Annotated in this window: 18 protein-coding genes and 1 tRNA gene; 15 read left to right on the forward strand and 4 right to left on the reverse strand. The window is 69.9% G+C overall.

The window, feature by feature from the left end; genetic code table 11:
• The first annotated feature begins 275 nt into the window (after nt 1–275).
• The 3 genes from ACIRA5_RS18230 to ACIRA5_RS18240 all read left to right on the forward strand — a co-directional run bounded on the left by ACIRA5_RS18230 (nt 276) and on the right by ACIRA5_RS18240 (nt 4,480).
• On the forward strand, nt 276–1,832 hold the full coding sequence (locus tag ACIRA5_RS18230) for an alpha/beta hydrolase (protein WP_403691784.1): 1,557 nt from the start codon (nt 276–278) through the stop codon (nt 1,830–1,832).
• Between the two features lie 107 nt (nt 1,833–1,939).
• A tRNA-Thr gene (locus tag ACIRA5_RS18235) sits at nt 1,940–2,013 on the forward strand.
• A 598-nt stretch (nt 2,014–2,611) separates the two neighbouring features.
• Entirely contained in the window at nt 2,612–4,480 is a 1,869-nt protein-coding gene (locus tag ACIRA5_RS18240) for a hypothetical protein (protein WP_403691786.1), read from the forward strand.
• A 146-nt stretch (nt 4,481–4,626) separates the two neighbouring features.
• On the opposite strand, the gene ACIRA5_RS18245 is transcribed toward ACIRA5_RS18240, so the two are convergent.
• Both ACIRA5_RS18245 and ACIRA5_RS18250 read right to left on the reverse strand, forming a co-directional pair.
• Nucleotides 4,627–6,630 (reverse strand): ABC transporter permease, encoded by a 2,004-nt coding sequence (locus ACIRA5_RS18245; RefSeq protein WP_403691788.1) that lies wholly within the window; start codon nt 6,628–6,630, stop codon nt 4,627–4,629.
• 83 nt (nt 6,631–6,713) lie between these two features.
• A complete protein-coding gene (locus ACIRA5_RS18250) occupies nt 6,714–7,451 on the reverse strand; it encodes an ABC transporter ATP-binding protein (RefSeq protein ID WP_403691790.1) in 738 nt (245 codons plus the stop codon).
• 152 nt (nt 7,452–7,603) lie between these two features.
• On the opposite strand from ACIRA5_RS18250, the gene ACIRA5_RS18255 reads away from it, so the two are divergent.
• Nucleotides 7,604–8,842, forward strand: a complete 1,239-nt coding sequence (locus ACIRA5_RS18255; protein WP_403691791.1) for a sensor histidine kinase — start codon at nt 7,604–7,606, stop codon at nt 8,840–8,842.
• A complete protein-coding gene (locus ACIRA5_RS18260) occupies nt 8,839–9,552 on the forward strand; it encodes a response regulator (protein WP_403691793.1) in 714 nt (237 codons plus the stop codon). The genes ACIRA5_RS18255 and ACIRA5_RS18260 overlap by 4 nt, the downstream gene beginning before the upstream one ends.
• A gap of 142 nt (nt 9,553–9,694) precedes the next feature.
• Here the strand turns inward: ACIRA5_RS18260 and ACIRA5_RS18265 are convergent, their stop codons facing one another.
• Nucleotides 9,695–10,033, reverse strand: coding sequence for a DUF4333 domain-containing protein (locus tag ACIRA5_RS18265; RefSeq protein ID WP_403691794.1), 339 nt, complete (start codon nt 10,031–10,033; stop codon nt 9,695–9,697).
• Nucleotides 10,034–10,370: 337 nt separating this feature from the next.
• Here ACIRA5_RS18265 and ACIRA5_RS18270 point away from each other — a divergent pair, with 337 nt between their 5' ends.
• From ACIRA5_RS18270 to ACIRA5_RS18295, 6 genes are all read left to right on the forward strand, one after another.
• Nucleotides 10,371–11,036 carry a response regulator gene (locus ACIRA5_RS18270; protein WP_403691796.1) on the forward strand — a complete coding sequence of 222 codons (666 nt, stop codon included), beginning with the start codon at nt 10,371–10,373 and terminating at the stop codon, nt 11,034–11,036.
• 180 nt (nt 11,037–11,216) lie between these two features.
• Nucleotides 11,217–12,422, forward strand: a complete 1,206-nt coding sequence (locus tag ACIRA5_RS18275; protein WP_403691798.1) for a sensor histidine kinase — start codon at nt 11,217–11,219, stop codon at nt 12,420–12,422.
• A gap of 176 nt (nt 12,423–12,598) precedes the next feature.
• Nucleotides 12,599–12,976, forward strand: coding sequence for a hypothetical protein (locus tag ACIRA5_RS18280; RefSeq protein ID WP_403691800.1), 378 nt, complete (start codon nt 12,599–12,601; stop codon nt 12,974–12,976).
• A gap of 11 nt (nt 12,977–12,987) precedes the next feature.
• A complete protein-coding gene (locus ACIRA5_RS18285; protein WP_403691802.1) occupies nt 12,988–13,902 on the forward strand; it encodes an ABC transporter ATP-binding protein in 915 nt (304 codons plus the stop codon).
• Complete coding sequence (locus ACIRA5_RS18290) at nt 13,902–15,515, forward strand: hypothetical protein (protein WP_403691804.1); 1,614 nt, start codon at nt 13,902–13,904, stop codon at nt 15,513–15,515. The genes ACIRA5_RS18285 and ACIRA5_RS18290 overlap by 1 nt, the downstream gene beginning before the upstream one ends.
• A 119-nt stretch (nt 15,516–15,634) precedes the next feature.
• Complete coding sequence (locus tag ACIRA5_RS18295) at nt 15,635–15,871, forward strand: hypothetical protein (protein ID WP_403691806.1); 237 nt, start codon at nt 15,635–15,637, stop codon at nt 15,869–15,871.
• 112 nt (nt 15,872–15,983) lie between these two features.
• Here the strand turns inward: ACIRA5_RS18295 and ACIRA5_RS18300 are convergent, their stop codons facing one another.
• Nucleotides 15,984–17,447, reverse strand: coding sequence for an MFS transporter (locus ACIRA5_RS18300; RefSeq protein WP_403691807.1), 1,464 nt, complete (start codon nt 17,445–17,447; stop codon nt 15,984–15,986).
• 264 nt (nt 17,448–17,711) lie between these two features.
• On the opposite strand from ACIRA5_RS18300, the gene ACIRA5_RS18305 reads away from it, so the two are divergent.
• From ACIRA5_RS18305 to ACIRA5_RS18320, 4 genes are all read left to right on the forward strand, one after another.
• Nucleotides 17,712–18,170, forward strand: a complete 459-nt coding sequence (locus tag ACIRA5_RS18305) for a MarR family winged helix-turn-helix transcriptional regulator (RefSeq protein WP_403691809.1) — start codon at nt 17,712–17,714, stop codon at nt 18,168–18,170.
• A 473-nt stretch (nt 18,171–18,643) separates the two neighbouring features.
• Nucleotides 18,644–19,399, forward strand: a complete 756-nt coding sequence (locus tag ACIRA5_RS18310) for an NPP1 family protein (protein ID WP_403691811.1) — start codon at nt 18,644–18,646, stop codon at nt 19,397–19,399.
• A 127-nt stretch (nt 19,400–19,526) separates the two neighbouring features.
• Nucleotides 19,527–19,823 carry a hypothetical protein gene (locus tag ACIRA5_RS18315; RefSeq protein WP_403691812.1) on the forward strand — a complete coding sequence of 99 codons (297 nt, stop codon included), beginning with the start codon at nt 19,527–19,529 and terminating at the stop codon, nt 19,821–19,823.
• Nucleotides 19,824–19,989: 166 nt separating this feature from the next.
• Nucleotides 19,990–20,418 carry a DUF3052 domain-containing protein gene (locus ACIRA5_RS18320; protein WP_403691814.1) on the forward strand — a complete coding sequence of 143 codons (429 nt, stop codon included), beginning with the start codon at nt 19,990–19,992 and terminating at the stop codon, nt 20,416–20,418.
• Nucleotides 20,419–20,501 lie beyond the last annotated feature (83 nt).

The raw sequence follows: 20,501 nt of genomic DNA on the forward strand, positions 1-20,501 counted from the left end.
GTGACCGCGACCGGTCGGCAGCCGGCAGTGATCGCGACCGGCCGACAGCCGGGGCCGTGCCGAGGAGCCGGAGTGAGGAGCTGAGGCGAGGTGTGGGGAGCAGGAGTTGAGTCGCAGTGTTGACGCCATCACTCGTACGAGGCACATCCACGACTGTTGGTGATCAGGACGTCGCGCAGGGTTACGCTCGCGAGATGTACTCCAGGTACTTCAGGCGCACCCCTCGGCCGCCCCGGTCCCGTCGGCCGAACCGACCCCGCGGTGCGATCCGCGCGATGCGTACCGTCCGTGCGGGCGGCGTGCTGCTCGCCGCCACGCTGCTCGTCTCCGCCTGCTCCACGGGGAGTTCGACCAGGACGGCCACGACGTCGGCGGACGCGGTGCTGGCCGCACTGCCCCGCGCCACACCCTCCACGCTGTCGTCGTACTACAACCAGAAGCTGACCTGGCGCAGCTGCGGCGTCTCCGGCTTCGAGTGCGCCACGATGAAGGCGCCGCTCGACTACGCGAAACCGGCCTCGGGCGACGTCAAGCTGGCCGTGGCCCGCAAGAAGGCGACCGGCCCCGGCAAGCGCATCGGCTCGCTGCTGGTCAACCCGGGCGGGCCGGGCGGCTCGGCGGTGGGCTATCTGCAGTCGTACGCGGGGATCGGCTACCCGGCGGAGGTCCGCGCCCGCTACGACATGGCCGCGGTCGACCCGCGCGGGGTGGCCCGCAGCGAGCCCGTCGAGTGCCTCACCGGCCACCAGATGGACACGTACACGGAGACGGACGTCACCCCCGACGACAAGAAGGAGACGGGTGAACTGGTCGACGCGTACAAGAAGTTCGCCGAGGGCTGTGGCCGGCACTCGCCGAACCTCCTGCGGCACGTGTCCACGGTCGAGGCGGCCCGGGACATGGACATTTTGCGCGCGGTTCTGGGCGACCGGAAGCTGAACTACGTGGGGGCGTCGTACGGGACGCTCCTCGGGGCGACGTACGCGGGCCTGTTCCCGGACCGGGTGGGCCGCATGGTCCTGGACGGCGCGATGGACCCGTCCCTGTCCGCACGCAAGCTCAACCAGGACCAGACGGCGGGCTTCGAGACGGCGTTCCAGTCCTTCGCGAAGGACTGCGTGCGCCAGAGCGACTGCCCGCTGGGCGGCCCGGGCACGAGCCCGGACCAGGTCGGCAAGAACCTCAGCGCCTTCTTCAAGCAGCTCGACGCGAAGCCGATCCCGACAGGCGACGCGGGCGGCCGCAAGCTCGGCGAGGCGCTCGCGACCACGGGTGTGATCGCGGCCATGTACGACCAGGCGGCGTGGCCGCAGCTGCGCCAGGCGCTGACCGCGGCGATGAAGGACAAGGACGGCGCGGGCCTGCTCGCTCTCTCCGACAGCTATTACGAGCGCGACGCCGACGGCAAGTACGCGAACCTCATGTTCGCCAACTCGGCCGTGAACTGCCTCGACCTCCCGCCCGCCTTCTCCACGCCCGACCAGGTGGAGAAGAGCCTTCCCGCGTTCGAGAAGGCGTCCCCCGTCTTCGGCGACGGCCTGGCCTGGTCCTCCCTGAACTGCGCGTACTGGCCCGTGCGGCCCACCGGCGAGCCGCACCGCATCGAGGCGAAGGGCGCGGGCCCGATCCTCGTGGTCGGCACCACCCGGGACCCGGCCACCCCCTACGCCTGGGCCAAGGCCCTCGCCTCCCAGCTCTCCTCCGGTGTCCTCCTCACCTACGTCGGCGACGGCCACACCGCGTACGGCCGTGGCAGCGTCTGCATCGACTCCACGATCGACCGCTACCTGCTCCAGGGCACCCCTCCCGCGAAGGGAAAGCGCTGCGCATAGCCCTCCCGCACGCCCCGGAACCAGTCCTCCCGGGGCGTGTACGGAGCACCCCCGGAAACTGTGTAGACTTACCGACGTTGCTGATCGCACCATAGTGCGGACAGCGCGCCGCCTTAGCTCAGATGGCCAGAGCAACGCACTCGTAATGCGTAGGTCTCGGGTTCGAATCCCGAAGGCGGCTCTGTGGAAGCCCCAGGATTCTCACTCGCCGTGACCTGGGGCTTTTGCTTTTTTCGGAGCCGGTGGTGGGGTACGGTGCCGAATTCTTGCCGAGCGCCTCTCACACCGCTCCTCTCGCGCCGCGCTCGTGAACCGTTCCCGGCCGAGTTGCGGCTGACCCGGTCACAGCGAGTACGAGAGGGATCACGAAGTCCTTCGCGCCGGGGCATGTCGACGCTCAACGCGTTCGGGATCGTGTCGGCGGTGTGGCGGCTCCGCTCGCGGTAGGGCTCGACGTTCTCGTTGAGGGCTGGCGCCGGTCTCGGATCGAGGACGATCCTGACTGCGTACCGGACGCACCGTTCGACTGGGCCTGAGCGGTCGTCGTCGGGTCGCCCTGACACCGGCGGACTGCTCTGGGCGGGATTCTTAACAGCGCTGCGGGCGGCGGCAGTTGAGGTCCTCGGACGGTTGCGTAAACCCCCTTGCTCCCGTGTCGGGGGCAGGCGCTAGAGTCCGATGCGTTGCGTGATGTTCACAGCAACTGTACAAAGAGCGCGGCCGGCCTCCGGATATCCGGGGCAGCGAGGCCGCGCCATTCCCGTGGGGGGAATCCAGCAGTGAGAACACGCTCTTTGGTGTCGGCGGCCGTGTCCGCCGCACTGGGCGCCGCGCTCCTCGCCGCGCCGTCGCTGGCGTACGCGGCCGACGGTGACACGCCCGGGCAGGACCCGGCGGCCACCGCGACCACGAACCCGACGGCAGATCCGACGTCGACGGACACGCCCACCACCGCCCCGTCCGGCACTCCTTCGGACACCCCGAACCCGTCCGACCCGCCCACCGGCGAACCGTCGGACACCCCGACCCCGTCCGATCCGACCCCGTCCGACCCGCCCTCCGGCGACCCGACGCCCACCCCGAGCGGCAGCGCGCCCGCCGACGGCACCGGCGCCCCGGTGTTCGGCAGCGTCGGCTCCGACTCTTCCGACGCCGGCTACCTGACGGTCGCCGTCTCCTCCGATTCGGCGATCACCGAGGTGTCCGCCGACCTGACCGAGATGCGCGGCGCGAACCCGGCGACCGTCGCGGTCACCGGCTTCACGCTCGTCTCCGGCACGCCGCAGGACGGCGTCTGGCGCTCGCCGCGCATGTCGCAACTGCCGTCGTACGGCAGCTACGACGTGACGGTCAGCGCCCAGGACAGCGACGGCGACAGCACCTCGTCGGCGCACGCCACCACCGTGGACGTCGAGCCGAAGCCGGTCTTCGCCGATCGCAGCATCAGCCCCGCCGTGCTGGACGTGGAGCACACGCACGTCCAGCTCAGCGGCCGCGTCTCGCTCTTCGACCCGATCACCGGCGACACCTCGCCGCTGGTCGGCAAGCAACTGAGCGTGATCGCCGAGAACGCCTTCAGCACCGTCACCGCCGCCGACGGCAGCTACGCGGTCGACGTGGCGCCGAAGTTGAACGGCGACAACGCCACGTCCGTGCCGGTCTCGCTCTCCTTCTGGATCGCCAACCCCGACGGCACGAGCACCTATGTGCTCGTCGACACGAAGACCCTGCCGGTCGTGGTCAGCCCGAGCCGGATTCGGCTGGACCACTCCAGCGTGAAGATCAAGTTCGGTGCCAAGGCGTCCTCGTCCGGTGTCGTGGAGTACCTGTACGACGGCACCTGGCGCCCGGCCAAGGGCGTCGCGCTCGAAATGGACTACTACGCCAAGGCGACCAGCGGTGCCGGCGGGCGCTTCACGCTCACCGACCCGTACATCCCGTACGACGACAGCACGTACACGGTCGAGACCAGCCGCGACAGCTACCTGGCCGACCCGTATCTGACCGCTTCGCACACGCAGTTCAAGGTCGACGTCATCAACCGGACGAACATCTGCTTCTGTTCGAGCTGGATCGACGAGTACTCCGACCTGCACATCCAGGGCAGCATGAACAGCAGCAACGGCAAGGTGCCGCCGAACCGGAAGCTGTACCTCCAGCAGTCGGCCGACGGCAAGACCGGCTGGAAGTCGCTCGGCTGGTTCAACACGAAGTCCGACGGCACCTTCAACCTCGACGGGTATGTCGCGGTGCCGAAGGGCTACTGGCGGCTGTACTCGGCGGGGTCGTCGGACTACCAGTCCGGCTACTCCAACTCCGTGCACTTCAACCGCACCGCCACCCGGATCACCGGCTTCAACGCCGGTCCCGAGCCGGTGCGCAAGGGCCACACCGTGACCACCACCGGCACCTTGCAGCGGCTCAGCGGCACGAAGTGGGTGGCGTTCGGCAAGCAGCGCGTCTACATCCTCTTCCAGGCCAAGGGAAAGAAGTCCTGGACGCAGATGGGCTCCGTCAAGGCTGACTCGCACGGCCACTTCACCGCCCGCTTCACCGCGAAGCAGGACGGCACCTGGGTCGGGGTCTACCTCGCGTCCGGCTCCTACGTGGACGCCGAGAGCTACCACGACTACGTGGACGTGCGCTGAGTAGCCTTTTCTGACGATCACCACGAAGGGCGCCCCGGGAACCTCCGGGGCGCCCTTCACCTTTACGGCGGCGTGGCTACGCGCCGCCAGGAGTCCCGCCTCCATCCGGGGCGGTGAAAGCCCGTGAATGATCACCATGCCCCATGTCAGTCCGGGCGTGGGCCCGCGTCTCGCGTCACCTCGCGGAGCAGCGGGCGGCTTGCCGCGCTCGCGGCGGCCAGGCCGGTGAAGCCCAGGGCCAGGCAGGCGGCGAGGAGGGTGACGCCGCGGGCGTCCAGGTGTGGGGTGCCCCCGGCGAATGTCAGGGGTGCCGCGCAGAACAGGCCGGTGAGTACCGCGCCGCCCGCGAGCACCGCGCCGGGCAGCACCGACTCCGTACGCCTGGCCGCGTCCAGGACCCGCAGCGGGGTGCCCGCCAGATGCAGCAGGCCGTAGGCGCGGCGGCGGTCCAGGACGGACGAGGCGGCCGTGATGCCCGTGGAGGCGATGGCGATGGTGAAGCTCGCGCCGAGCACGGCCAGCGTCGAGAGGTGGAAGTCGTGGTCGAACTGCCGTGACTGCCAGTCGACGTCCGTGCCGGTGATCGGGTACTGGCCGGGTACGAGGCCGGTGAGCGCGGCGCGTGCCGCGTCGAGCCGGGCCGGGTCCGTGATCACCGCGGTGACCTGGCGTTCGGCCCCGGTGCCTGTGCCGGTGGCGACCCAGTTGGTGTTCGTGCCGACGGTGGCGTCGATGTGCGCGTGCTTCAGGCGGGCGTCGGCCAGTTGTCGTACGGCGGCGACTCGCTCCTTCGGTACAGACAGCGAGAGTTGGCCGGGGCTGCTCCAGGGCGAGCCGCCGGCGATGCTGAACAGGGCGAAGAAACCGGCCACGAAGCCCGCCAGGGTCAGCCCGGACACCGCACGCCACACGGACTTGGGGTCGTCGAGCAGCCGGCGCCCCGCCAGGAGCGTCGTGGGGCGCCGTGCCAGACCGGTGACGAGGCCGCCGAGCACACCGACCGCCCAGGGGCCGATGACGGACAGCGCGGCGAAGACAGCGGCGCAGCAGTACACCACCGTGTTGACGTCCGCCCCCTTGTCCTTGGAGATCTGCCAGTAGCCGATCAGCACGGCGACGAACAGGAGCGCGCGTACGGCTTTGATGCGGGGAGCGCGGGATCGGCGTACGACCCCGAGCGGGCCCACGACCACCTGCCGCAGCCCGGCCAGCGCGCTGACCGTCACCATCAGCACCACGCCGGCGAGCACGGCGAGCAGCACGGGCGCGCCCACCCACAGGTCGGAGGCGTACCAACTGCCACCTGCCACGGGGACCTTGGCCGCGAACGGCAGCAGTGCCGCGTAGCCGAGCGTGCCCGCGAGGGCCCCGGCCGCACCGGTCAGCACCGCCTCGGCCGCCGCCATCCCCGCGATCCGCCCCGGCGCGGCACCCACCAATCGCAGCATGGCCAGCCGCGCGTCGCGGCGCGAGACGGACAGGCGGGCGGACGAGGCGCCGAGCACCAGCAGCGGCACGATCACCAGGACCGTGGCGAGCTTCGTCAGGTCCTGGTACTGGGCGGTGACACCGTCCGTCGTGCGCCTTCCCGTGAAGTCCGCGACGGGTGTGGGGGACATGATGTCTCCCGGGCGGCGTGGGTCGGTACCGCGCCTCGTCGTCATCGCCGGGTCGTCGGCCCGGCGTCCGACGACTGCCACCTTCTCGCCGGGCCTGGCCAGTGCGGCGCGGCCGAGGGTGCCCGTGGTGGTGGCCCTGCCCGGCAGTCTGCCGAGCGCCGGTGAGGTCCATACTTCGCCGGGCTCGGGAAAGCGCGACATGCCAGGAGGGGCGGGTGCCTCGGCTTGCCTGCCCGGCAGTGCGGCGATGTCGACGACAGTCACGGGCTCGCCGTTGATGAAGGTGGTGCCTACCGCTTGTACGGCCACCGCGCTCGAGGGTCCGGCCTTGGCGGGGGTGCGCCAGTCGGTGTGCGCGGCGCGTTCGCCGAAGCCGAGGTTGGCACCGACGCACAGGAACAGCAGCGTGGTGCAGAGTGCCGAGGCGGCGACGGAGAGTCCCACGCCGAGATGGCCGTGCCGCCCGCCGCCCCGCAGCAGTCGCCAGGTCAGGGTCCAGGTCGTACGGTCCAGAACCCGCGTCGGCCCCATCGTTCTCGTCGTCCCCGTCCCCGTCCCCGTCCCCGTCCCCGTCCCCGTCCTCGTCCTCGTCCTCGTCCTCGTCCTCATCGTCCTCATCGCGTGACTCCGGCGGTACCGGCGCCGACGGAGCCGGAGACGGACGGGCCTGTCTCTCGTACGATCCGCCCGTCCCGTACCTGCACCGTGCGTTCGCACCAGCGGGCGACCAACTGGTCGTGGGTGACCACGACCAGCGCGGCGTTCTGCGCCCTGGTGACCTCCACCAGCATCCGGATCACCTCCTGCCCGGTCGTCTGGTCGAGGGCGCCCGTCGGTTCGTCGGCGAAGACGACCTGGGCGCCCCCGACCAGCGCCCGTGCGATCGCCACCCGCTGGGCCTGGCCGCCGGACAGTTCGCCGGGGCGGCTGTGCTCCTTGCCCTCCAGGCCCAGCGGCGCGAACCACCGGCGTGCGGTCCGCTCGGCTTCGCGACGGGTCATCCCGCCGAGCATCAGCGGGAGGGCCACGTTCTCCACCGCCGGCAGTTCGGGCAGCAACTGTCCGAACTGGAAGACGAATCCGAAGCGGGTACGGCGCAGCTCGCTGCGGTCCGGCTCGCGCAACTGGTCTATGCGCTCGCCGTCCAGCAGGACCTGGCCGCTGTCCGGGCGCTCGATGTTCGCGAGGCAGTGCAGCAGCGTCGACTTGCCCGACCCCGAGGGGCCCATGACGGCCACGGACTCGCCCGCGCCGACGGCGATGTCCACCGCGTCGAGCGCGCGGGTGGATCCGAAGGACTTGGACAGCCCGATGCCGTTCAGCACGCGCGGCGGAGACGTTGTGGGGTTCATGCCCTCCAACATGGGGCCCTGGCAAAGGGCGTCGCCTCGGCCGACCGACCGGTTCGCCACCGCCGCGTCGTTCTTTCGGCCGAGGCCGTACGACAAGAGCCGCCCCTACGCTGCCAGTTGTGCGAGACCGAGACCTGAAAGACGTACGAGACGTGAGAGACGCACGAGACCTGCGAGATCGAGACGATCAGACGCCTCTTTCCCGGCTGTCCCGCCGCACCGCCCTCACCGCGCTGACAGTGGTCATGGCGCTGCTGTGGCTGCTCGACGCGGTCGGCATCGAGGGCACCGCCGGGCTCGAAGGGAACAGTGTCTGGTGGAGGGCGGTCCCGGGCCTCGTGGCAGCCGTCGCGCTGCTGCTGCCGGGCAGCCCCTCGGCGCTGACCTGGGGCGCGGGTGCCGCGGTGCTCACCTCCTGGGTGACGACACTGGCCCTCCTCACGTCCGTGACGCCGACGTTCGCCGGCTGGGGCCTGCTGGAGACGCTGTGCCTGCTGCTCCTGCTGGTACGCGCGGCGAAGGACATACCGCAGCCCTGGCCGGCCGCCGCGCTGAGCACCGCACTCGGCGTCGCCGTGATCGCGGCACCGATGCGGCTGGACGAGGGCGGCGTCGTCTTCTCCTTCCTCCTGACCTTCCCCACGGGCGGCGCCGTCGGCCTCGGCTGCTATCTGCGCAGCCTCGACGAGCGCAGGAGGCGCGCCGTCGCCGACACCCGCCAGAGCGAACGCCTCGAACTCGCCCGCGAACTGCACGACTTCGTCGCCCACCACGTCACGGGCATCGTCGTCCAGGCCCAGGCCGCCCGTGCGATCCGCGACATCGCGCCCGAACAGGTGGACCCGCTGCTGCGCAGCATCGAGCAGGCCGGGTCCGAGACCCTGCAGTCGATGCGCAAGCTCGTCCGTGTGCTGCGCGAGGACGACGCACGGGTGGTGCGTCCCGGGGATCTCTTCGCCGAACTGGGCGAACTGGTCGCCGCGTTCGCCGAACGCGACGCCCCTGCCACCCTCCAGGTCGCGGCCGAGGCCCGGCAGGCGCGGCCCGACCCCGAGGTGGAGACCTCCGTGCGGAACGTCGTGCGCGAGGGGCTGACGAACGTACGCCGTCACGCCTCGGGTTCACCGTCCGTCTCCGTGCGGGTCGGCCTGTCGGGCGGCGAGGCGGGGGCCCGGCGGCTTCGGGTGGAGGTGCACAACGCGCCGTCGCCGCGGCGGACGGCGCCGAACGCCGAACCGCTCGGCGGACGTGGTGGTCTCGGCCTCGTCGGGCTGACCGAACGTACGGAGGCCGTCGGCGGAACTCTGCACGCGAGCCGGGCCGAGGACGGGGGGTGGAGGCTGACGGCGGAGTTCCCCCTGCGCGGCGCTGTGACAGGATCACCCGCATGACCGACGCCAGCGGATCCAGCGGATCCAGCGGATCCAGCGGTTCAGCGAGACGTATCCGGGTCCTGATAGCCGACGACCAGGAAATGGTGCGCACGGGCTTCCGGCTGATTCTCCAGACACAGCCCGACATCGAGGTCGTGGGCGAGGCGGCCGACGGTGCGGAGTGTGTGGAGCTGGCCAGGAAGCTGCGCCCCGACGTGTGTCTCGTCGACATCCGGATGCCGAAACTCGACGGCCTTGAGGTGACCCGGCTGCTCGCGGGCCCGAAGGCCGTCGACCCGTTGCGGGTGGTGGTCGTGACCACCTTCGACCAGGACGACTACGTCTATGGGGCGCTGCACGGCGGTGCCTGCGGGTTTCTGCTGAAGGACGCGGGCCCCGGGCTGCTGGTGGAGGCCGTACGCGCGGCGTCGCGCGGCGACGCGCTGGTCTCGCCCGCCGTGACCGTACGGCTCCTGGAGCGGATCGGGGAGCAGCGGTCCGCTGCCGCCCGGACGGAGGTGTCCTCAAGTCCGTTGACCGGGCGGGAACTTGATGTGGTCCGGCTGGTCGCCGACGGGCGGACCAACCAGGAGATCTGCGAGGAGCTCTTCGTCTCGCTCTCCACGGTCAAGACCCATATGGCGAGCATCCAGGCCAAGTTGAAGCTGCGCAACCGCGTGGAGATCGCCGCCTGGGCATGGCGCTGCGGCGTGGTCGGCGACCGCTGATCCGGTCCCCGCGCCACGCCGCTTCTCGGTCTACCACTTGTTCTGCTTCGACCTTCTTCTGCTTCGACCGTTCTCCTGCCTCGACCGTTGTTCTGCTTCGACCGTTGTTCTGCTTCGCCCCTTGTCCTGCTTCGACCCCGTTCTACTTCGACAGGCCGTAGTCGAAGCTCACCCTGTCGCCCTTCACTCCGGTCACGGAGATCAGCATCGTCTTGCTCTCGCCCTTGAAGACAGCGGTGCATTCCACGGTGTCGTCCATCTTCGAACGCAGCCCCCGCGGGCAGCTCACGGACTGTGGGCCGTCCTGGACGAAGGGGATGGCGTAGTTCTCCTTGGCCAGCTTCTCGACCTCGGTGCGCGGCACCGTGTGATCCGCTCCGCTCGCGGTGGCGACCGAGGAGTTGTCGAACACGCGCCATGCCACCACGACGCCTCCCGCCAGTACTGCGGCCACGGCCAGGGCGATGACGATGCGCTTCATGGGGTGCTCCTCGGTTCGTGTGGTGGCCGGTCCCTACCGGCTGCTGTCCTCAGAGCCTCCTCCGGCGCCCACCCTTGCCGCCTCGGCACAACGGCCGGTTGCGAGGCCCGGCCTCGGCCGAAAGAACGAGGACCGTTCGCCGTCCCACTCATGGGGCGACCTTATGGCGCCGACATTCCTGCCGGCTGGCGGACCGTCAGTCGGCGTTCGCCTACGTCAACGAGCACTGGACCGACCTGAGGCCTCGGCGGTCGGCCGTAAGGATGGCCGAGAACCAGCAGGTCCAGCACCTTGTCCGCGGATCCCCACCGTCCTTCGCCTGTAAGAATGGCCGACCGTGACGATTCGTGTGCTCATCGCTGACGATCAGGAGATGGTTCGCCGCGGTATGCGGCGCATCCTCGAGAGCCAGGCCGACATCGAGGTGATCGGCGAGGCCGCCGACGGTGCGGACGCGCTGGAGACGGCCAGGCTGCTGCGACCCGACGTAGCTCTCCTGGACGTCCGCATGCCACGCATGGACGGACTCGAGGTCACGCGTCACCTGCTCGCCCCGGCAACCGGGTTCCAGGGCAAGGTCGTCATCGTGACGACCTTCGACCTGGACGAGTACGTGTATCCGGCACTGCGCTACGGCGCCTCGGGCTTTCTGCTCAAGCGGTCCGGACCGACGCTGCTCGTGGAAGCCGTGCGTGCCGCGGTCGCCGGTGACAGCCTGATCAGCCCGTCCGTCACGGTACGGCTGCTCAGGCACGTCACCGGTCCTGACTCCGGTGCGCCGGCCCGGCGCGAGACTCCCGTCGGCCCCCTCACCAAGAGGGAGATCGAAATCGCAGGGAAGGTCGCCGAAGGGCTGACGAACGCCGATATCGCGACGGAGATGTTCATTTCACCGGGCACGGTCAAAACGCACGTGGCCAGCATTCAGCGAAAACTCGGCGTGCGGAACAGGGTCGGAATCGCCGTACGTGCGTGGGAGATGGGATACGCGACGAAATGCTAGCCACACATCGTCATTCTCGGTAGCACGAGGGACGGCGGCATACCCAAGGCAAAGACCTGGGTGATGAACGTGTGCGTCGAACAGCCGGAGGTGCGTCGCCGGCCCGGCGGCGGACGACGAAGACCGCGTCGGTCCGGTTGTCTGCCTGGGCTGCTCAGGTGTCTGCCTAGGCTGATGGTCATGGCAACGAGCGGCGCGGCACTGGGACGTTGGCGGAGCTTATCGTTACTGGCGGCGGTCCTGTGTCTGGGACTGCCGGCCCTGCTCGGTCCGCCCAGCGCGCTGCTCCCCGCCGTGTCGGCCGTCGTGGCGGTGTCGGTGCCGCTGCTTCGCTGGCCGTGGGGAAGGGTCACCGAGAACACCGCCGCACTGGTCGTCATGGCGGTCTCCCTCCTCGTGGACGTGGGGTACGTCGGCAAGCAGGGCCTGACCCTGCTGTGGATGCCCTTCGAACTGGTCGGGTTGCTGGTCCTCACCGGGCGTCTCATCCGGCGGTCGGGGCCTCGGTACGTCGTCCCCGCCGGACTCGTGGCCGTCCTCACGACGATCGCGCTGCCGCTGCGCTTCACCCTGCGCAACCCGCAGTCGGGAACGAACGGTTCGGTGATCATGGTGCTGGTCACGCTGGTGCCGGCGGCCTGCGCCGTCGGCATCGGCGGCTATCTGCGCGCCACGGACCACCGCCGACGACGGGCGGTGCTGCAGGCCCGTCGGGAGCAGCGCCTCCACATGGCCAGAGTCCTGCACGACTTCGTCGCCCACGAGGTGACGGGCATGGTGCTGGAGGTGCAGGCCGCGCAGGCGTCGGCCTACGAACCGGATCAGCACCAGGCGCTGCTGAGCCGGGTGGAGCAAGCAGGTCTGCGCGCCCTGGACTCGATGGACCGCACCCTGCAGACCTTGCGCGAGGCGGAGGAGGTGCACGAGGGCGCACCGGGACAGGAACCCGCTCAGCCGCCGACCCGGGTGTACGGCCTGGCGGACGTGCCCGACCTGGTCCGCAGGTTCGCCGAATCCAGCTCGGTCGCCACCGAACTGGACCTCGCGGAGGAGCCCGTCGGGACGCTCCCGCGAGAAGTCGACGAGACCGCGTACAGCCTGGTGCTGGAATCCTTGACCAACGTCCGGCGCCATGCCGCCTCGGCCCGCCTGGTCAGGGTGACCGTCGGGCATACGGACGACGCCCGGCTGCGGGTGTCCGTCACGAACGACGGCGGGAGCGGCAAGCCGCTGCACCCCCACCGCGAGGGCGGTGGCACGGGGCTGGTCGGGCTGGACGAGCGCTTCCGGGTCCTAGGCGGGACACTCGCGGCCGGCTCCTTCGGCGACGGCTGGCAGGTCACGGGAATCCTGCCGCTGCCCGCCGGTACCGCGGCGGCCCGCTGAACCACCCGGTCGGTCACGGCCCCCGCGCGCTCCTGGTCACCGAATATCTGCCGAACGGCAGATGTCTGCCGGGCTCAGAAAAACCATGCTTCAGAGGTCTACTGAGCTATCCGGAGGTTCGCGTGTTCTCTCGTGGTTTATCAAGGAGCGTCCTGGCAGCCATTGCCCTGACATCGGTGGCCGTTGTCACGGGCTGCGCCAATGCCGACGATGCGACACCCGAGAAGAAGACCTTCTCGTTCGACGGGAAGACGCTCAACGTGCGCTCTCATGGCATTCCCACGGACCTCGTCGTGAGCGACCGCGGGGACGTGAGGGTCACTCGGTGGTTCGACGTTCAGCCCGGGGCCAAGCCGCACTCCAGCTGGAAGCTCACGGACGGCACCCTGGACCTCCAGGCGGGCTGCGCACGGTTCGCCAACTGCGATGTGCGCTTCCGGGTCGAGGTACCGAAGTCCGTGAAGGTGCTGCGCAACGGTCGCGCCACGAAGTTGAAAGGCGCGCGGGCGGCTGTCTCGGCGCCGCTGGCCGGTGTCAGGGACTTCGGGGCGTAGGGGGAGACATCATGCTGGAACTCATTGACATCACCAAGACCTACCGGGGCGGCAAGCGGGCCGTGGACGGGATGACCATGCGGCTGGAGACCGGAATGCTCGGGCTGCTGGGCCCGAACGGAGCCGGCAAGTCGTCGCTCATGCGGATCGCCTCGACCGTGACCCGGCCGACCAGCGGCCAGGTTCTCTTCGACGGCACCGATGTGGTGGCCAAGCCCGACGTGCTGCGCCGCACCCTCGGCTACCTCCCGCAGGACTTCGGCGTGTACCCGAACCTCACCTCGCGGGAGTTCCTCTCCTACCTCGCGGCCGCCAAGGGCCTTTCGGCCCGCTCGTCCCGCGCCCGCATCGACGAGCTGCTGGAACTGGTCAACCTCACCGAGGCGGTCAAGCGCCCCCTCGGCAAGTACTCCGGCGGCATGATGCGGCGCGTGGGCATCGCCCAGGCGCTGCTCGCCGATCCGAAGGTGATCATCGTGGACGAGCCCACCGCCGGTCTCGACCCCGAGGAACGGGTCCGTTTCCGGAACCTGTTGAGCGATCTCGCCGCGGACCGGGTCGTCATGCTGTCCACCCACATCGTTTCCGACGTCGAGTCGGTGGCCTCGGACATCGCGGTGGTCGCGAACGGACGACTGCAGCGCCGAGGATCCCCGGAGGACCTCCTCGCAGCGGTCGAGGGGCGGGTGTGGGAGGTCCTCGTCGACCCCGCGGACGTCCCCGTCATCCAGAAGCGGCAGATCGTCAGCAGGATGATCCGCACCTCGAGCGGCGTCCGGGTACGTCTGCTGACCCACGTACCGCCGTACGCCACCGCCGAGCGGGTCGACCCCGATCTCGAGGACGCCTACCTGGCCATCGTGAACCAGGCCGCGCAGCCGTCCGCGCCGCTGGCCGCTCCCGCCGAGCCCACGGGATGGCAGTGATGCTGGAAGTACTCCTCAGGCTTGCGATCGGCGACTTCTGGGACCGGGTGCGCCGGCCGGCGTACGCCGTCATCCTGATCGCCGCGGTCGGGCTGGGCTATCTCGCCACGCCGGCCAAGGAATCCGGCTGGGTGGTCATGCAGGTGGGTGCCTACCGCGGCACCTACAACAGCGCGTACATCGGCATGGTCGTCGCTCTCGCGGGCACGGTCTGGCTCTCGCTCGGCGGGTTCTACGTCGTGCGCAACGCGATCTCGCGCGACGAGGCCACCGGTGTGGGCAGGCTCCTGGTGGCGACGCCGCTGCGGACCTGGGCGTATCTGCTCGCCAAGTTCCTCAGCAGTGTGCTGGTGCTGGCCTCCATGCTGGGCGTCCTCGTGATCACCGCGGTGGTCATGCAGCTGGCGCGCGGGGAGATCATGACGGTCAACCCCGTGGAACTGCTGAGTCCCTTCGTGGTGATCGCGCTGCCGCTGATGGCGTTCACCGCGGCCGCGGCTCTGCTCTTCGAGGCCATCCCGCTGCTGAGGGCGGGGCTCGGCAACGTCCTGTGGTTCTTCATCTGGGCGTTCATCGCGATCGGCGGCCAGTCCCCCAACGCCCCGCTCGGCGGCATCGGTGTCCACAGCGTCGTCCAGTCGCTGGGTGCGGGCATGAAGGCGCAGGGCATCGACCCCGACAAAGTGGGCGAGTTCAGCCTGGGGCTGACGTTGGTGGACAAGCCCCTGAAAACCTTCGTGTGGCACGGCTTCGACCCGAGCCCCGCGTTTCTGCTCAGCCGGTACGCGCTCCTCGTGATCGCCGTGGCGCTCGCGCTGCTTCCCGCCCTGTGGTTCCCCCGGTTCGACCCGGCCCGGTCCGCAGGCCTCGTGGCCCCGGGAACGGACACCGCCACCACGCCGGACGGATCCGGGACACCCGCCGTGGTCATGCGGGACGACCAGACGGTGGAGCGTTCCGCCGGGTTCACGAATCTGCCCCGCGCTTCCGTGAAGTACGGAAATCCGGGACTGCGTCTCCTGGTCGGAGAGATCCGTATCCTCCTCCAGGGCACCCCCTTGTGGTGGTGGGCCGGTGTCCTCCTCCTCACGCTCGTCGCCCAGATGGTCACGCCCGCGACCGGCGTCACGCGCTTCCTGCTTCCACTGGCCTGGATCTGGCCGGTTCTCATCTGGTCCCGTCTGGGCACCCAGCGCCATGAGTACGGAGTCGAAGCCATCCTCGGCGCCTATCCCGCGGCGCGCAGCCGGATGGCCGCGGAATGGGGAGCAGGCTTCCTGCTCACGGTGGTCGCGGGCATCGGTCCCGCAGTGCGCATGGTCACCGGATCCGACACCCAGGGCCTGGTCCACTGGTTCCTCGGGGCGCTGTTCATCTCGTCCTTCGCGCTCGTCCTCGGCACGCTCAGCCGGACCCACCGCCTGTTCCAGTTCGCCTATCTGCCCCTGTGGTACGGCACGGTCAACGGGATCGCACCGGTCGACTTCATGGGCGCGATCCGGGCCGACGACGGCACCCCGGCCGGCATGTCACCGGCGTTCCTCATCGTCAGTGTGGGCGTGATGCTCGCCACCGTCTTCCTGTCGAGCGCGGCACGTCGCGCAGCGGCGTGACCACATGGGCGACTCGCTGTGGATCTATCCCCTGCTGGGCGTCATCACCGTGCTTGCCACGACGCCCGACGGCGTAGACGAGCAGGTCGCCGGCGAAGGCACCCGTGAGCACAACTGCCATGACCAGTACGAGATTCAGACGGCCCGTTGCGGCGAAGGCCCCTGCCGTGGCCGGTGGGGCGGAGTTGGGGACCAGCGGCAATCTCGGATTCGGCATAGGAGGCATGGAGCGGTTGGCGGCACTGCCCCTTCTCCTGTGGACCCTCACGGCCGGGGCCCTGGGACTGCTCCACCGGGCTCGTACCGGTGCGGCGTCGCTGGAGCCGGACATGCCGCGGGTGGCCCGGGGAGTCTGACGTCCCAGGGCCGCGCGAAGCCGTCCCGAGGCCCTGACCTGGGGAAACAAGAAACCGCAGGTCAGGAGTCCGACCTGCGGTTTCTCTGGTTCTGGTTCTGGTTCTGGTTGGGTCAGGCCTTGGCCTCGACCGCCTCGGGGGCCGCGCCCTGGGCGGGTTCGGCCTGCGGCCGGGTGGTCGTGCGGCCATCCGGGATGAGGAAGGCGACGATCGCGGCGGCGATGCCGACGCAGGAGCCGATCAGCATGGCGACACGGAAGCCGCTCTCGGACGGCAGGGAGACCGGGCCGAACTTCGTGGTCATCTGGGCCAGGACCACGGCCATCACGGCGGCCGAGACGGAACTGCCGATCGAGCGCATCAGCGTGTTGAAGCTGTTGGCCGAGGCGGTCTCCGACTGGGGCACCGCGCCCATGATGAGCGCGGGCATCGCACCGTAGGCGAAACCGACGCCCGTGCTGCAGACGATGGTCACGGCGAGCAGGCCCAAGGCGGAGCCGTTTCCGATGAGCGGCAGGGAGATGCCGTAGCCGAGGGCGATGACCAGGGCGCCGACGGTCAGGGTGATCCGGGGGCCCTTGGCGGCGGAGAGCTTGGCGCCGACCGGGGAAATGATCATCATCATGAGGCCGGCCGGGGCCATCCACAGGCCCATGGCCAGCATCGACTCGCCGAGGCCGTAGCCGGTCTCCTTGGGCAGTTGCAGCAGCTGGGGGATCACGAGGGACTGGGAGTACATCGCGAAGCCGACCAGGATCGAGGCGGCGTTCGTCATCAGTACCTGCGGACGCGCGGTCACCCGCAGGTCGACCAGCGGCTCGGCGCTGCGCAGCTCCCACCAGCCCCAGGCCAGCAGCAGGACGATCGCGGCGGCGAGCAGGCCGAGCGTGGTGACGCTGCCCCAGCCCCAGTCCGCGCCCTTGGAGACGCCGAGGAGCAGGCAGACCAGGGCGATGCCCAGGCCGATGGCGCCGAGCAGGTCGAAGCTGCCCGAGGCGGTGTTCTCGCGGCCCGCGGGCACGAAGAACCAGATCAGCGTGGCGACCGCGAGGGTCAGCGCGGCGACGACCCAGAACAGCACGCGCCAGCTGGCGTTCTCGGCGATCGCCGCGGAGAACGGCAGGCCGAGCGCGCCGCCCACACCCATGGACGCGCTCATCAACGCGATGGACGAGCCGAGCTTCTCCGCCGGTACGACGTCCCGCAGCAGGCTGATGCCGAGGGGCACCACGCCCATGCCGAGGCCCTGCAGACCGCGGCCGGCGATCATCGGGACGACCGAGGAGGACAGGGCGCAGACCACGGAGCCCAGGATCAGCGGGACCAGGGAGGCCAGAAGCATGCGCTTCTTGCCGTACATGTCACCGAGGCGGCCGGAGACGGGGGTGATCACGGCCGCCGCGAGCAGCGTGGCGGTGACGACCCAGGAGGCGTTCGAGGCAGTGGTGTCGAAGAGGGTCGGGAGTTCCCCGATCAGTGGCACCACCAGTGTCTGGGTGATCGCGGCCACGATGCCGCCGAAGGCGAGGATGCCGACAACACCGCCGGAGCGGGCTGCGGGCTGGGAACTGTCCACGGGTACTCCCTGTTGCTCATTCCGGGCTTGTCGCTGTGCCGCGCATCCGGGCCTGCGGGGGATCCGGGCCTGCCGCGTCTACGGGCCCGCCGCGTCGCCGGATCACCCGGATCACTCGGATCGCGGGCGAGGCGCACGAGAGTTGCATGCTGCACGTAATGTGCACCATGCACGTCAAGTGCATCATACACATCGCGGTGGTATACCTGGCGGGAGGTAGCTTTCCTGTAGGGGAAGCGAGCCGGGAGCCGAAGGATGCCTCGCGTGGACAAGCCACTTGACCTGCTGGAATTCGAGACCATGCTGCTCGGGCGCCACATGCACATGCTCAACCCGCGGGGGCGCGGGGTGAGTGAGGAGCGGCTGGACCGCAGCGCGTACGTCCTGCTCAGCCGTATTCAGGTGCAAGGCCCGATGTCCATCGGTGAGCTCAGAGAGGCCTTCGGTCTGGATGCGTCCACCCTCAACCGGCAGACCGCCGCGATGCTGCGGGCCGGGGTCGTCGAGCGCATGCCCGACCCCGAGGGGGGTATCGCCCGGAAGTTCGCCATCACCGCGGAGGGCAGGCGCCGACTGGAGGCCCACCGCGCCGAGAACCTGGACGGTCTGGAGAAGGTCATGACCGACTGGGATCCCGAGGACGTGGCCGAGTTCGCCGCCTATCTCAGCCGTTTCAACCGCGACATCGAGCGTCTCGACGGGCGTCCCTGGCCGCGCGGTTGAGCGGGTGAAGGGGCGGGCGGGGACTCGGGGCGGGCCGGAGAACCGGCCCGCCCCGGTGTGGTTCCGAACGGCAAGCACGATGAGAGCCGCGGGGGCGAGCGCCGTCCCCAAGGACCGGCGGCCGAACCCCCGGGTGTCCGGCACGCCAAGGGGGGTATCCGGGGCACCGACCGGGGTGTCTGGGACGCCGCCCCGGGTATCCGGGGCACTGGCCAGGGTGTCAGTGACGCCGGCGGGGGTGTCCGGGGCGCCGGCAGGGGTGTCTGCCTGGCCGACCGGGGTGTCCGCCTAGAGGTGTCGACCGGGGGGTCGGTCGAGATCGGCGTCAACTCCCCCGTCCCCTTTGTTGGTTGATCCTTCACCCTCGGGACACCCCGCACCGCTTGAGCGCTCAACGAGTCGGGTGAGGGTGATCCGGGCATGCCAATGAAACCGCTTGCCCCACCCCCCTCGCGGTCCCTCAGGAGGACGCAGTGCAGAAGAGCTCGCGCGTACGCAGGGCCTCTCTCATCCTCGGCAGCGCCGTCGCGCTGGTCGTCGCCTTCCCCAGCAGCGCGCTCGCCGCCCCGCCCAAGGCCCTGCCCGCCAACGCGGACGACTTGGAGAAGACCTGGCAGCCGGCGTACGACTACGACACGGACGGCTGCTACCCCACGCCCGCCATCGGCCCCGACGGGACCATCAACGGCGGCCTCAAGCCCTCGGGTTCACCCAGCGGCGAGTGCCACGACACCTCGGACCTCGACAACACCAACGGTTACTCGCGCGAGAAGTGCAACAACGGCTGGTGCGTGATCCTCTACGGCCTCTACTTCGAGAAGGACCAGGCCACGATCGGCGGGCACCGCCACGACTGGGAGCACGTGGCGGTCTGGGTGCAGAACAACCAGGCCAAGTACGTCTCCACGTCCGCGCACGGCGACTTCAACGTCTACAGCGCCGACCAGGTCCTGTGGGACGGCACGCACCCCAAGATCGTCTACCACAAGGACGGTCTGAGCACCCACGACTTCCGGCTCGCGAACTCGGGCGACGAGCCGCCGGAGAACGGCTACCACACCTGGCAGTATCCGGCCCTGGTCGGCTGGAACGGCTACCCGGCGGGTCTGCGCGACAAGCTGAGCGCCTACGACTTCGGCAGCGCCAACTTCGGACTCAAGGACGCCAACTTCGCCGCCCACCTCACGAAGGCCATGGCGGCGGGCATCTCGTTCGACCCCAACGCCTGACCGGTCGGGGATTTCCTTCTGCGTCCCTGTCACATCTCCGCCTCCGGGCGCGTCAGGGAGATGGCGCCACCCACGTGGCCCGGTAGCGGTGTGGCGGGTGTGACGGGGACGAGAAGGAGATGACGACATGGCTGTTCTGATGGTGCGTGCCACGGTGAGGCTCGAGTGCGTCGACGCGCTCGAAGCGGCGCTGCGGAAGATGTTCGCCGCGATCGAGACCGCGCGGCCCGAGGGCGTGCGCTACGCCTCGTACCGGCTCCCCGACGGAGTCACCTACCTCGCGGAACTCGAGATCGCGGACGGGACCGAGAATCCGCTCTCCGCGATCCAGGAGTTCCGTGAGTTCCAGGCGGGTCTGAAGGACTGGCTGGCGGCCCCGCCGTCCGCCGAGCGTTTCGAGGTGCGGGGCGCGTACGCCGCCTGAGGCCGCGCGGGTGTGCGTCCGGTAAGAGCCGACACGAGTCGGTAAGAGTCGGTGAGAGTTGCCGGGACTCCGGGCGCGCACCCCGTGTCGTGGCCCCCGCACCGAGTAGGTTCCGGGCAGGTTCGCCCCTGACCGCGCGGAAAGCAGGGGCGGGAAGGGGCCCGGTGTGAGTACGTCCCGTACGGCCGGCGGTGGCTACTCCGGTACGCCGCTCGCCAAGAAGATCGGCGTCAAGGCCGGTCAGCGGGTACGGCTGGTGCACCGGCCCGAGGGGTGGGAGATCCCCGGACTGCCGGAGGGGTGTGCCGTGTCCGGGGGCGACGGGGCCGCGGGGGCCGATGTCACCGTCGTCTTCCACCGGTCCCTGGGGGAACTGGTCGCCGAGGCTCCCGCGCTGGTGGGCGGCCTCGCCGATCACGCGATGCTCTGGATCGCCTGGCCACGCAGGGCGGCCGGGCACCGCAGCGACCTCACCGAGAACGCCCTGCGCGAGATCTTCCTGCCGTTCGGAGTGGTCGACGTGAAGGTGGCCGCGCTGGGGGAGGACTGGTCGGGACTGAAGTTCGTACGGCGCAAAGAGCTTCGTACGACGTGAGTAAATGCGGAGAGCACGGGGAAACGCGGCGTACGTGAGGGAGACTCCGGGTGAACGGCTAGCATCGCGGGCAGAGTTGTCGG

This window comes from Streptomyces sp. NPDC096311 (assembly GCF_044763085.1).
GTDB lineage: Bacteria > Actinomycetota > Actinomycetes > Streptomycetales > Streptomycetaceae > Streptomyces.